This window comes from Yoonia sp. I 8.24, assembly GCF_022096995.1.
Lineage (GTDB): Bacteria > Pseudomonadota > Alphaproteobacteria > Rhodobacterales > Rhodobacteraceae > Yoonia.
Map to the genome: position 1 here is coordinate 1 of NZ_JACXGQ010000003.1, position 13,651 is coordinate 13,651.

General features: G+C 56.6%; 10 protein-coding genes. 4 read left to right on the forward strand and 6 right to left on the reverse strand.

What is annotated here, in order from left to right:
- Together Yoon_RS05750 and Yoon_RS05755 are read right to left on the reverse strand one after the other, a co-directional pair.
- Window positions 1–1,765: TRAP transporter fused permease subunit (locus Yoon_RS05750; protein WP_238111001.1), on the reverse strand; the 1,765-nt coding region annotated here is incomplete at its 3' end.
- A 55-nt stretch (window positions 1,766–1,820) separates the two neighbouring features.
- On the reverse strand, window positions 1,821–2,822 hold the full coding sequence (locus Yoon_RS05755; protein WP_238111002.1) for a TAXI family TRAP transporter solute-binding subunit: 1,002 nt from the start codon (window positions 2,820–2,822) through the stop codon (window positions 1,821–1,823).
- 277 nt (window positions 2,823–3,099) lie between these two features.
- Between Yoon_RS05755 and Yoon_RS05760 the strand changes: the two genes are divergently transcribed.
- Window positions 3,100–3,423 carry a 2Fe-2S iron-sulfur cluster-binding protein gene (locus Yoon_RS05760; protein ID WP_238111003.1) on the forward strand — a complete coding sequence of 108 codons (324 nt, stop codon included), beginning with the start codon at window positions 3,100–3,102 and terminating at the stop codon, window positions 3,421–3,423.
- Window positions 3,423–4,115: a VCBS repeat-containing protein gene (locus tag Yoon_RS05765; protein ID WP_238111004.1), complete on the forward strand. Its 693-nt coding sequence runs from the start codon at window positions 3,423–3,425 to the stop codon at window positions 4,113–4,115. Before Yoon_RS05760 ends, Yoon_RS05765 begins: the two co-directional genes overlap by 1 nt.
- On the opposite strand, the gene cobS is transcribed toward Yoon_RS05765, so the two are convergent.
- Window positions 4,112–4,864 carry an adenosylcobinamide-GDP ribazoletransferase gene (cobS, locus tag Yoon_RS05770; protein WP_238111005.1) on the reverse strand — a complete coding sequence of 251 codons (753 nt, stop codon included), beginning with the start codon at window positions 4,862–4,864 and terminating at the stop codon, window positions 4,112–4,114. The two genes, Yoon_RS05765 and cobS, sit on opposite strands and share 4 nt — an antisense overlap.
- 77 nt (window positions 4,865–4,941) lie before the next feature.
- Between cobS and cobT the strand changes: the two genes are divergently transcribed.
- Window positions 4,942–5,952, forward strand: coding sequence for a nicotinate-nucleotide--dimethylbenzimidazole phosphoribosyltransferase (cobT, locus tag Yoon_RS05775; RefSeq protein WP_238111007.1), 1,011 nt, complete (start codon window positions 4,942–4,944; stop codon window positions 5,950–5,952).
- Here the strand turns inward: cobT and Yoon_RS05780 are convergent.
- Window positions 5,949–7,832, reverse strand: coding sequence for a monovalent cation:proton antiporter-2 (CPA2) family protein (locus Yoon_RS05780; RefSeq protein ID WP_238111009.1), 1,884 nt, complete (start codon window positions 7,830–7,832; stop codon window positions 5,949–5,951). The genes cobT and Yoon_RS05780 overlap by 4 nt on opposite strands.
- A gap of 186 nt (window positions 7,833–8,018) precedes the next feature.
- Between Yoon_RS05780 and Yoon_RS05785 the strand changes: the two genes are divergently transcribed.
- Window positions 8,019–9,626, forward strand: coding sequence for a tetratricopeptide repeat-containing sulfotransferase family protein (locus Yoon_RS05785; RefSeq protein WP_238111011.1), 1,608 nt, complete (start codon window positions 8,019–8,021; stop codon window positions 9,624–9,626).
- On the opposite strand, the gene Yoon_RS05790 is transcribed toward Yoon_RS05785, so the two are convergent.
- Window positions 9,623–12,241: a hypothetical protein gene (locus Yoon_RS05790; protein WP_238111012.1), complete on the reverse strand. Its 2,619-nt coding sequence runs from the start codon at window positions 12,239–12,241 to the stop codon at window positions 9,623–9,625. The genes Yoon_RS05785 and Yoon_RS05790 overlap by 4 nt on opposite strands.
- Before the next feature lie 109 nt (window positions 12,242–12,350).
- Window positions 12,351–13,643 carry an O-acetylhomoserine aminocarboxypropyltransferase/cysteine synthase family protein gene (locus Yoon_RS05795; protein ID WP_238111019.1) on the reverse strand — a complete coding sequence of 431 codons (1,293 nt, stop codon included), beginning with the start codon at window positions 13,641–13,643 and terminating at the stop codon, window positions 12,351–12,353.
- Between the last annotated feature and the right edge of the window lie 8 nt (window positions 13,644–13,651).

Here is a 13,651-nt window from a genome sequence, read left to right on the forward strand (position 1 = left end):
CTGGCGCCTTTGCGATGGCCGCAGCGGTAAATGCCGCAAGCGCCACAGGTGGCGTAACATTACTGTCTTGCGAGAGCCAAAAGATGATCATATGCGCGGACAAAAGCGCGGCTACGGCCACCTCTTGTGGCACAACCAAATCGCGCAGCGGGGCTGCGACCTCAAGCGGGAGGGTCTTGATGATTGCGCTGGCCTCAGCACTGGTAAGTGGTCCGGCAAGCACTGATGGATCAGGTATGCCAAACATCAAAATTGCGTTTGCGGCGTCCCCCATTGTGCCTGCGGCCAGCGCTTCGATCACAAAACGGTCGCTGATCATCCCGGCCAACGCGGGCGCCGACAGCGTGGCAAGCACGATATAAGCCGCGGTCACTGGCAGCCCCATGCCTAGCACGAGGCTCGCGATGGCCACCAAAACGATGGCGATCAACAGGTTCCCACCGGCCCAATTAGAAATCATTAGGCTGAAGGTATTGCCGATCCCTGCGGTGGCAATCACGTTTACAACCAGACCCACCGCGCAAAGCAGAACGGCCGTCATGATCATGCCTTTTGTGCCCATGATCATGGCTTCTGCTACGGCTTTTGGCCCCATCCGGTTTTCAGTGAGCCAGCTTGAGCCGATGACAGCCAAAATACCAAAAACAGCAGCATAGGCAGGGGTGAACCCCGCGACCAACATGCCGATCAAACCGCCAATCGGGATGACAAAGCTCGCGCCACCTTTCTTGAAGGCTGTTCCCAGCGTTTCGCCGTCGTTTTCCATCGGCTTAAGGCCCAAACGGCGTGCCTCAATCCGCACAAAGAATGTGACAGAGAGAAAATACAAAAGCGCCGGAAGTGCCGCCGCTGCGACGATGGTTTCATAGGGGATTTGCGTAAAGCTGGCCATCACAAAGGCACCGGCCCCCATGATCGGGGGCATCAACTGGCCCCCGGTGGATGATGCGGCTTCGACGCCGCCTGCGAATTTGGATGGAAAGCCCGCCTTTTTCATCAGCGGAATGGTGATGACCCCGGTTGATGCCGTATTCGCCACAGCGGACCCTGAAATCGTACCGGTCAGCCCCGAGGCGATGACCGCTACAATGCCGGGTCCACCCACAAGGCGACCTGCAATGGCCCGCGCGATATTGATCACGAAGTCACCCGCGCCTGACCGCAAAAGGAACGCGCCAAAGATGATAAATAGGAAAACATAGGTCGATGAAATACGTGCAATCGTGCCGAACATCGCGTCATCGCCATAGATGGAACGAAACGCGATGGATTCCCATGACAGACCGGGGAATGAAAACACACCGCCGATATATTTGCCCCAAAACCCAACGTAGGTCAGCGCGATAATAATTAGGATCGGGATTACCCAACCGGTCAACCGCCGGGTCAATTCAATCGCGCCGATCACACATAGGCCGGCTGCGACCCAGTCCAAGGTCACAAATTTCACGCCACGATCATAAACGCCTTGTTCGGCGTAGGGCAGGTAGATTGCAGAGGCCGCGATTAGCAGACCAAAGCAAAGGTCGAACGTAAATAACCCCTTGCTGCGCGTTTTGCCCGCCAACATCGGGTGAAGCACAGCCGCGAGAAACGCAAACCCGGCAAAGTGATAGGCATTGCGCTGTGTCTCAGAGATGATCGGATCAAAGGCCACATAGATGTGGCCAAAAGCGATCAAGAAACACAGGACGGAGAGCGCGATATTGGGCGTGCCAGTAAAGGCGCGCTGCGCCAGACCCTCGGCGGGGCGTTCATCGGACATGGGATTTCCTTAGGTACAATAATGGCCCGCCGTTTCCAGCGGGCCAAAAGAGAGTTTACTCTGCGATCAGGCGATCAGGGATTTCGACCCCAACCTCTTGGTAGTACCGCACGGCGCCAGCGTGCAGCGGCACGGGCAGACCGGCGATGGCTGATTCGATTGCCATCACTTTGGTTGCAGGGTGAATTGCCTGCAGGAAGGGCAGGTTTTCATAGATCGCTTTGGTGATCTGATAGACGTTTTCTTCTGGCAGATCAGCATGTGTTGCCAAGAAGTTAGGCTGTGCGATTGTGTTCACGTCTGCTTCTTGCCCCGGGTAAGTGCCGGCTGGAATCAGATAAGGTGTCCACAATGCGCGGCCCGCGTCAGCGGCAGCCAATTCTTCTTCTGTGAATGACAGCATGGTGACGCTGTCACCCGCGGCGGCCATCAACTGGCTGACAGCACCTGTTGGCACACCAGCGGGCGTCCCGATACCCTTGACTTGGCCGTTTTGCAGGGCTTCTGCCGATGGGCCGTAGCCGCCATAGACCAATTCATATTCGGTCGTGATATCGACGCCCAGACCTGACAAAAGTGCCGCGTTTGATCCGATTGTACCAGAGTTCTGACGGCCAAGCGCCATGGCTTCGCCAGTCAATGCAACCATATCGGACATTGTGCCGGTGTTTACGGCGTCTGACGCGATGACAAATTGTTCTACGTTTTGCCACAGCATGGTGACCGAACGCAGGTGCTCTTGTGGGCCTGCTTCTTCAAGAGGGCCTGTGCCGGATGCAGCGTAATATCCATAAAGGCCCTGAAGAATCGCGAACTGCGCTTCGCCTTCACGGATCAAACGGACGTTTTCGCCAGAGCCAGCAGAGCTGATCGCGGACATGCCGATTTTTTCGCTTGGCTCAAGTTTAACTTTGACCAATGTCGAAAGCGCAACGCCAACAGGGTAGTAGGTTCCCCCGGTTGAAGCGGTTGCAAGAATATAACTGGCCTCTTCGGCCTGAACTGATGATGCGGTAAAAACAAAACCTGCCGCAACTGCGGCTTTAAACAATGACATGATGTTCTCTCCCAGATTATGTGTCGCGGCCAACTGCGGACCGCGTCCTCCGCTAAGAAACTATGTCGCCACGACGGGGGCAAGTTGTTTATACCAAATTCATAAATTCTTAGTGATCGTAATGGCTTCATGTTAGATTTAGATGCGGAGTGTGCGGGAAACCGCACGCGCCAGATGATCATGTTTTAGGTATCGGGCCTTTGATTTGCGCTGGCACCACAACACGAGCTGAATTACAATGGCCTAAAGTTCGGAAATGCACGAAGGACGACGCAAAATGACAAAAATTACCTATGTGGAATATGGCGGCAAAGAGCACATCGTAGATGTGGCAAACGGGCTGAGCGTTATGGAAGGCGCACGCGATAATGGCATTCCCGGCATAGAGGCTGACTGCGGCGGGGCCTGCGCCTGCTCAACTTGTCACGTTTATGTGGATGATGCGTGGGTCGAGAAATTGCCGGCCAAGGATGGCATGGAAGAAGACATGCTTGATTTCGCCTATGAACCAGACCCCGTAAAATCACGTCTGACCTGCCAGATTAAGGTGACCGACGCATTAGACGGCCTGCGCGTCCAAATGCCAGAAAAGCAAATCTGATGCGGTTTTGTGCGGTTGCCTTGGCGCTTTGGCCTGTTTGCACAAATGCGCAATCGATCACTGCGGCTGAATTCACGGACCCGACAACCCGCTATGCCCATGGAATTTTGGGCGATGCGGTTGAGTGGGGCGGTCTGCAGTTTACGGCAGATGGCGCGACCTACCAAATTACTCTGCCAGAGACCCATGTCTTTGAAGATATCGCACCGCGTTTGTGGGATATGACGGGTGATGGGGTACCTGAAATCGTTGTGATCGAAACGGAAATCGCGCGTGGTGCCGCGCTCGCGATTTATGGGGCGAACGGTAAAATTGCGCAGACGCCGTATATTGGCCGCACGCACCGCTGGCTTGCGCCGATTGGTGCAACGGATTTGGATGGTGATGGCGCGATAGAGGTCGCTTATATCGACCGCCCACATCTGGCAAGAACGTTGCGCATTTGGCGGTTCGAAGATGGCGGATTGACCCATGTGCATGACCTGCCGGGCCTGACCAATCACCGCATTGGCGAGGATAACATCGCTGGTGGCTTGCGCGATTGTGGACAGGGCCCAGAAATGATCACGGCTAACGCCAATTGGACCCGTATCATCGCCACGACCTATGTGGGCGGGCGCAGCCAATCGCACGATATCGGACCGCATGTTGACCGCAGCTCTTTTGCCAGTGCCTTGGCCTGCGAATCTTAGGTCAGTATCACCAAAAGCAGTGTAATTTCGGTGATCTGTTGGGTTGCCCCTAGAATATCGCCAGTTTGCCCGCCGATCTTGGCGCGGGCGATGAGCCCGCAAGCCAGTACAACAAAAGGTGCTACGACTATCATCGCGAATTGCCCCAACACTGCGGCAATCAGCGCCGCAATGGCGACGGCGGCCCATGCGGTCGCAGCAGTCGGGCGGCCGACGCTTTTGCTGAGCCCGGCGTCGCGCGCATTCTTCATTGCGGCCATCAGTATAACCATCCCACCACGACTAAGCACCGCAATGGCCATCAGCCCAGCCCAGTAGATATCAAGCGCGATCATAGCGCTCAGCCCCAGCCAGCGGATCAATAAGGAAAGCGCCAGTGCGAGCACACCATAGGTTCCGATATGGCTGTCTTTCATGATCTCAAGCCTGCGCGCGCGATCCCAACCACCCCAAAGCCCGTCGGCACTATCTGCTAATCCGTCCTCGTGCATGGCGCCGGTGATGATAATATTCACGCCGATTACCAGCGCGGCCACCATCCCAATTGGCAGACCAATCCAAGTGAAAACCGAGACCGCAGCGGCCAGAATAATACCGATCAATGCGCCTGCCAGCGGATAGGCCCATGCCGCCGCAGCGCCGCGTGCGACGGCGCGCGTTTGTGACATAGGGACCGGCAGCCGGGTCAAAAGACCAATGGCGGCAGGCAAATCCGCAAATTCAATCAATTTTTGGTCGCGATTGTTCATTCAGATGCCCTTTTGTCGTCTTTTCATTGGCGGTACGTGCGTTAGATAAGGGCGACAGTTCACATATCGAGGTTCCGATGCAAGCGCCCTTCACCACACTTTCCGAATTTCGCGACATTTTGGGCAAGGCCCCGCAGGCAGATGCTGCGGCGACATCCGCAGCCCATGACCGCAATGGGCAATTGACCAAACCGCCGGGGGCGCTGGGACGGCTAGAGGATTTGGCGATTTGGTATGCGGGTTGGCGCGGTAACCCTAAGCCACAGATAGACGCGCCGCAGGTGATTATCTTTGCAGGCAATCATGGCGTTTGCGCACAAGGGGTCTCGGCGTTTCCGTCCGAAGTCACCGCGCAGATGGTGGCGAACTTTGAACACGGGGGTGCCGCGATCAACCAGCTTTCTAAGGCGTTTGGCGCCAGCATGCAGGTTCACGCGCTGTCATTGGACATACCCACGGCTGATTTCACCCAAAGCCCGGCAATGACTGAGGCCGAAGTCGTCACCGCCCTGCAAATCGGCTGGATGGCGGTTGACCCAGCCAGCGATCTTTTGGTGACGGGTGAGATGGGCATCGGCAATACAACATCAGCGGCGGCGGTTGCTGCGGCTGTGTTGGGCGGCGCAGCTGCTGATTGGACAGGGCGCGGCACCGGTGTTGATGATGCAGGTCTTGCCCGTAAAACTGAGGTCGTTGTCAAAGCGCTTGCCTTGCATAATATGGAGACTCCTCTCGATGCATTGCGCTGTGTCGGTGGTCGCGAATTGGCCGCGATGGCGGGTGCAATCGCAGCCGCGCGCCATCACCGTATCCCTGTTATTCTTGACGGATTCATTTGCTGTGCCGCAGCAGCGGTATTGGCAAAAACATGTGACGGCGCACTTGATCACGCGGTCGCAGGGCACCAAAGCGCCGAAGGCGCTCATGCGGATTTGTTGCGCGCACTTGGAAAAACACCTTTGCTGAACCTTGGCTTGCGCCTTGGCGAAGGGTCAGGGGCTGCGTTGGCCATTGGCGTGTTGAAAGGTGCAATTGCCTGCCATTCCGGCATGGTCACATTCGCCGAAGCCGGTGTAAGCGGCGGCTAGTCTTCTTTGTTCTCTTTGTTTTCGTTGTTCTGTTGGCGCGTGGCCAAAGCAGTCTCAAGGCCAGCGTTCAGCTCGCGCGAACGGGCCACGTATTCAGGCAGGTCTGCGACCGGCACGCCGGGTTTCCAGAGGCTCGCAAGTTCACGCATTGTGGTGCGGTCGTGGTGGTAGAAGGTCTGCTCAGCCTCTGCCGCCTCAAATTCGCTGAGCCCAAGGTTTTCAAGCGCGTAGCGCCCTGCGCGCAGTGAGCTGTCAAACATTTCGCGCACGATATCATTCGCCCCCGCATCATAAAGTTCGTACACATGCACGCGGTCGCGTGCACGTGCTACGATATGTAGATCGGGCCGTGCTTTGCGGGCGTAGGCGACCAATTTGGTTGCCGAAGCTTTGTTATCGATGGCAACGACTAGCACGCGGGCTTGATCAAACCCGGCAGCGCTGAGCAAATCGGGGCGGGTCGGATCACCAAAGAACCCGCGAAACCCAAATTTGCGCATCATTTGCACGGTTTGCAGATTGCTGTCGATCACCACAGTCTTGAAGCCTGCGCTTTGCACCAAACGGTTCACAATTTGGCCAAACCGCCCGATCCCGGCAATGATCACGGCGCCTTGTTCGTCGACCTCATCATGTTGCGGGTCGTCGGGGTCGGTCATCGTGCGGCTAAGCAGATCATAGACGATGAACAACAGCGGTGTGATCAGCATCGACAGTGCAATCACCAGCAGCAACTGCCCGGCCAACCCATCAGACATCACCCCTTGCTGCGATGAAAATGAGACGAGCACAAAACCAAATTCACCTGCTTGCGCGAGCCCTAGGGTAAACAGCCATTGGTCTTTGCCCTTCAGTTTGAACAAGCGTCCAAGCCCGTAAAGGATGATCCCTTTAATCGCCATCACTCCAAGGGTCAGCGTCAGAATATACATCGGTTCTGCAAAAAAGAGACTAAAGTTGATCCCAGCCCCGACGGTGATGAAAAACAGACCCAAGAGCAGCCCTTTGAACGGTTCAAGGTCGCTTTCCAACTCGTGCCGGAATTCAGAGTTGGCGAGCACCACACCTGCCAAGAACGTCCCCAAAGCAGGCGATAACCCAACCATCCCCATCAACACCGCGATGGAGACGACCAACAGCAAAGCCAAAGCCGTGTACATTTCGCGCAACCGCGCATGGTGAATATAGCGAAACACGGGGCGCGTCAGGAAAACCCCGGCCAGAATAATCGCAGCAACAGCGCCAATGGTCACCAATGTCACGCCCCAACCGGGAAGCCCTTCGACAAGGCTGATCGCGCCATGGCTATCATGTGCATCGTCGGTCACGATATGCATGGATCCATCCGGCGCAAACGTCATGACTGCGGGCGCAGCCAGCAACGGCAAAAGCGCCAACATAGGGATCACGGCGATATCTTGGGTCAAAAGCACTGAAAATGTTGACCGCCCGCCGCCCGTTTGCATCAGCTTCTTCTCGGTTAGCGTTTGCAAGACGATCGCGGTTGATGACAGTGCAAAGACCATCCCAATCGCAAGCGAGGTAGCCCAATCATAACCAAGCGCCATGCTTACGCCCATCACGGCCAGCATTGTCAAAACAACCTGCAACCCGCCCAATCCGATCAGCCGTTTACGCATATCCCATAGGGTGCGCGGTTCTAATTCTAACCCGATCAAAAACAGCATCATCACGACGCCAAACTCGGCAAAATGCTGGATATCTTGCGATTCAGTCCCGACCAACCCGGTCACCGGGCCAATCACGATCCCCGCAAGCAAATAGCCGAGGACTGATCCCAGTCCCAGCCGCGCGGCAAGTGGCACCGCAATGACGGCGGCACCTAAGTAGATCGTGGCCTGAAGAAGAAAGCTTTCCATGCATTCAGATATGGCGATACGCGTTAGAATGCGCAACGCGAGATGTCGTTACGTAGAAAATTTTGGGGGATGCAGGGGGGATATCGGCGCTAAAATACGCAGCTGACGTTGGTTTCTTTCGCGCGCCGCGATAGTATGCGGTAAGGCCGTCGCGCACGTCGCAAGGCAAAGGCGAAAGGGTGTGTTTTGAAACAGACAAATCAGCTGCCCTTGGGCCGTGACATGCAGATTAAATCCCTATTGTCGCGCGGGATGAATGCGCAGCGTGCAGGGGATCGTTTGGGGGCTGAGCAGGCCTATAAGTCAGTCTTGCAGCGCAATCCAAAACAACCAGATGCGCTGAACCTTATGGGATTGCTTGCACTTGAAGGCGGCAACACCGCTGCGGCTACGAAATGTTTGCGCAATGCGGTGAAATACGCGCCGCGCCAGCCAATGTATTTGCTAAACCTCGCCAATGCGCAGCTTTTGGATAGCAAGCTAGAACTGGCAAGATCAAGCATTCAAAAATCGATCCGCTTGCAGTCTGATATTGCGAAGCCTTGGGTTGTTCTGGGGCGGATCGAATTGGCTTTGGGGCAGCAGCATCGCGCGCTAGATGCATTTGAAAAGGCGCTCCGGCTTGAACCCGAAAGCATCGTTTTGGCGATGGAACGGGCGGATGTGCTTGTCGCATTAGGCCGCATGGATGAGGCCGCAAAGGTATACCGAACAGCTATTGCCGCTGATGTGCGCAAAGTGGTAGCGATGATCAGCCTAGGTTACACATCGGTATTTGCCCCAGATGATCCGATCCCCGCGCAGATGGTGGCGCTTTTAGAGACAGAGGATTTGCCGCCCAAGGCGCGACGCGCGTTGCGCTATGCTACGGGTAAGGCCTTGGTTGACCAAAAGAAATATGACGCAGGGTTTGCACAGTTTCTTGCGAGTAAACAAGAAGATGCTGAACGTTTTCCGCTGGATCAACATTTGGCGGTATTTGAGAACATAAAAGAAAAGTTCAGCGCAGCGTTTATCCAATCCATGCGTGGGCTTGGTCATCCGACGTCTCGGCCTGTGTTCATTGTTGGCATGCCACGTTCGGGCACGACATTGGTCGAACAAATCTTGGCCAGCCATGGGCAAATTGCCGGGGCGGGGGAATTGCCGGACATACGTATCTTGGCACGAGAGCTTGGGTTTAGCGATGAAGATACAGATCAGTTTTATCGCAATCTAGCGTCCCTATCTGAAAAGCAGATACGCAAATTGTCGGCGCGGTACCTTGCGACACTGAAACGACATAGCCGTGATGCGGTCTATGTCGTTGACAAGATGCCCCATAACTTCGAACTGCTGGGGTTCATCGCAATTCTTTTTCCAAACGCGAAAATCATTCACTGCAAACGCGACCCGATGGATACTTGCGTGTCGTGCTTTACCCAACTGTTTACCGATGAACACGGGTATAATCAGGATTTGACCACGTTGGGACGCTACTACCAGGCTTACGACGATTTGATGGCGCATTGGCGCGCGGTGCTACCCGGACGCATTTACGATTGCCACTACGAGAAGATCATCGAAGATCAAGCCGCAGCATCACGCGCTCTGATCGACCGGATCGGGGTGCCGTGGGACGATGCCTGTCTGACGTTCCACACAACCGAACGATTGGTCCACACCCCGTCGCGGTGGCAAGTGCGCCAGCCAATTTACAAAACCTCGCTGCGACGCTGGCAAAAATTTGCAGATCATTTGCAGCCATTGCAGGTTGCCTTGGGGCCGCTTGCGTCGGATGACATTGCCAACTAGTCGCCGGGCACTTCGAGCACGACAGTGCGGCCACGTTTTACGTAGTTTAGCGCCCCATCCCCGATCGCGGTGACTTGACCGCCATCAAGATCACTACCCACTTCGACATGTACGTAACGCCCATTGCCGAGCCGGACGAGCGCACGTGGCGCATTGGGGCGTCCGTAAATCCCAATAAGGTTTAAATCACGCAACCGGATTGCATCCTCTTGTGTTGCGGCCACGGCCACGCCGCCGGGCACGGGGGCGTAGTTTTGTGGCGCAACTGTTGCCGCAGCTGCCGGTGCTGCGGCGGGCGCTGGCTGTGCGGCCTGGCGTTCGCGTGCGGCGGCAACGACGGTTGCGAAATTGCGTGGGCGGGCGGTTGGACGTAGCGATGTGCCCACGGCTTGCGGGGTCATTTCGATGAAGGGCTGGTTGCCGTCATCAGCAATGATCCCCTCCAGGATAGCCGTGATATCAGGTGTGCTTGGGTCAGCGATTGGGGCCGGCGGTACCAAACCATCGGGGCGTGTGCGTGGACGGGCGGTTCCCTCTGGCGGCGCAAAGGCCGCGAAATTTGTCGGCTCAGATTGCAGCCCATCGAGCCCAACCGCACCTGCCGTGGCCGTGCTGTCGTCTGCTTCTTCTGACTGTGTTGCAATGTCGTCGGGCCGCGTTGGTGGTACGATCTCAGGGCTGCCTAAGATGACGACGACACCCTCAGGCACATCTGACAGCACAGCCATGCGCGCCAATTGGTCTTCGGTCAGCTCTGGGCGTTCCCGCAGCGTGAGATCCGGAAGCCCGGCATAAACAATGGCCCCTTCTGGGGTCACGGTACCTTCGGTGGTTGGGACGATGCGGCCGTTTTCATCAATGTTAAAAACAACATCGGCGGCGGGCGGGTTTGCAGGCGCAAGGAAACTGAGCTCCGGCGCCAAGCTATCACCACTGAGCCCTTCTGGCTGGGCCGGACGCGCACCAGCGGTGATGAGCGCGGGCAGGGTGACCGCAACCTCTTGCGGGACGCGGGGGGTGTCAAACAGGCGCGGGGCGCGTTGCCAGACACCTGTTGCTTCATATGCGGCCTGCGCTTCGGCGGGGCTAAGCACTTGACCGCGCGGTTCGGCTGCTGCGAGCGGTACGCGCGGCGTTTCTTGCTGTGCAGATGCGGTATCAAGCTGCGGCGGGATGCCGATGCTGGCCGCAACGACTTTGGCAGGCGCGTCAGGGATGGCAGGGGCAGCGGGTGCGGCGGGGACAGCAACCGACGCCGGGCCCGTCGCGGGTGGCGCCATACGTAAGATATTGATCACGGGTACAACGGGCGCGACATCTGCGGTTGCCACAGGCTCAATTACGTTGGGGGCTTCTTCGACTGTGGTCTCGGTGGTGATGGTTACCGTTTGCGGGTCAATAGGCGCATCAGGCGCAGTCCCGCCCGATTGGGACCACGCAAAGACCGCAGCAGCTGCGACGCTCGCGGCCAGTCCAAGCGCCACAATCGGCGTTTTCTTACGGGTTTGCGGTTGTGGGGTGGATTGCGGTTTTGTTGCGGTCAGCGAAGCCGCGGCGGGTGCCGCGGATATCGTTGGTGCGATTGCCGTCAGAACAGGTTTTGTCGCGACCTTGGCCACAGGGTGAAATTCCGCGATGATCAAGTCCATGCCGCTGATGTCAGCGTAAACCGGATTTTGTGCGACGACAGGACGAGTATCCGCGGCAGGTGCGACCGTTTCTTCGAGGGCCTTGTCTTCGGGCGCGTCTTCGACAACGACCTCAGGGGCGCGCGGCGGGTGGTATTCTGGCGTAATGCGGTCCACCCAAAGAATCGTTTCGGGTGGTTCGCAGGCAACAGCAACGTCTACGACCGGGGGGGCAGGCGGTGCTGCGACTGGCGATGCGTATTCGGGAAGAATGCGGTCGATCCAGACAGTGACCGGATCGGGAACCACGGGGGCATCGGCGGTTTCTATGGTCGGAGAGGCAGGTTCTACATTAGCTTGGCGCACTGGTTCCGGCGGCAGATCAAGAGCTGTTTCAGCCTCTGCGATCTCTTCGGGCAGCGTGTCCATGATTAATAGGCGCGATTTCACACGCGTCCCCACCTTCATCACGGGCAATTGGTCGCGTTCTACGGTGACGTCAGGCCCAAGAATTTGCGCAGCTTCAGATGTCGCGCCAAAGAAAACTTCTTTTTGGAAGGTGAACGGTTCCGGCACGGCAACAAAGGCAACCGGGTTAAATCGATGCGCACTGGCAAAGGTTTGGGCCTCTTGCAGCGTATCACGAGCAACAGCAGCGATATGGGTGCGCCCGCCAGAACGTTCATAATCGATCACCAGTTCATTGAGATCATAAGGCGTCGCCCCGTCCAACGCGGCGTGAATATCGTCTAAATTGGTTTGCGTGCTATCAAGCGCCAGATATTTGATCTGATCCATCGGGATGATCAGCTTTGTTGCCAAGCCTTCGGGCGCAATTTTAAGCGCCTTTGCCCGTAATTCCGCCAATGTTTTATCAAGGTCACTATCGTCGACAGGAACGGTTCCCACCCGATTCCAGCCGCGTTTTGCGCGGTGCAAGAGCTCGATTCCCTCGAACGATAGCGATAGGGCGAAGTTTGTGGTCATTGGCCGGGTCTAGCATGTTGATGTTGGCGGCAAAATGCGTTTTGCCTTGCCGCCAAACACTATAGCAACAACCCGCCCACGCCAAGGGCGCGGACGGGTTTGTGATAGGTTAGCTTGTCGCTTTTGTGAGCGCCTGATCAAGATCGGCAATCAGGTCTTTGGCGTCCTCGATCCCGATGGACAGCCGCACGATGCTTGGCCCTGCGCCTGCCGCTTCTTGCTGTTCGAGGGTGAGCTGACGGTGCGTGGTGCTGGCCGAATGGATAATCAAGCTGCGTGTGTCACCTAAGTTCGCCACATGGCTAAAGATTTCAAGGCTATCAACCAGTTTCACACAGGCATCATAGCCGCCTTTGACAGCGATGGTGAACAGGGCGCCGGCACCTTTGGGGCAGATTTTTGGGACCAAATCCGCATAGGGGGATCCGGGCAGGCCAGCATATGTCACATAGTCAACGCGCGGGTCATCATCGAGCCATTGCGCCAATTTTTGTGCATTTTCTACATGGCGGTCCATTCGTAAGGACAGCGTCTCAATCCCCATCAATGTGTAGTGCGCAGCTTGCGGGTTCATGGTCATACCCAGATCACGCAGCCCAATCGCGATTGAGTGGAAAGTAAAGGCCATTGGCCCCAAAGCTTCTGCAAAGGTGAGCCCGTGATAGGCGGGTTCGGGTTGGCTGAGAGATGGGAATTTATCATTCGCCGTCCAGTCAAATTTGCCTGAATCCACAACGCAGCCGCCTGTCACAGTGCCGTTGCCGGTCAGGTATTTTGTGGTCGAATGCACGACCAATGTTGCGCCATGCGCGATGGGGTTGCACAGATAGGGGGTGGCCGTGGTGTTATCCACGATCAGCGGTATGCCAGCCGCATCCGTGATCGCTGAAATCGCGTCAAGGTCGCTGATATGGCCACCGGGGTTGGCGATTGCTTCGCAAAAGACGGCGCGCGTGTCATCGTCAATCGCCGCAGCAACAGCGTCATGATCATCAAAATCGACAAATTTCGCGGACCAACCAAAGCGTTTGATCGTCTGGCTGAACTGGGTGATCGTCCCGCCGTAAAGACGGCTAGAGGCGACAACATTGCGCCCCGGTCCCATCAACGGAAACAGCGCCATGATTTGGGCCGCGTGACCGGATGAGCAGCAAACAGCGCCTGCGCCACCTTCGAGTGCTGCAATACGTGTTTGCAACGCGGCCACCGTGGGGTTGGTCAGACGAGAATAGATATAGCCGACTTCTTCGAGGTTAAACAGTTTCGCCGCATGATCAGCATCACGAAACACATAGGCGGTTGTCTGGTAGATCGGCACCTGACGCGCGCCTGTTGCTGGATCAGGCTCTGCGCCTGCGTGGATTTGAAGCGTGTCGAACCCCAGTTTTGGACCGTCAGTCATGTCTCTCT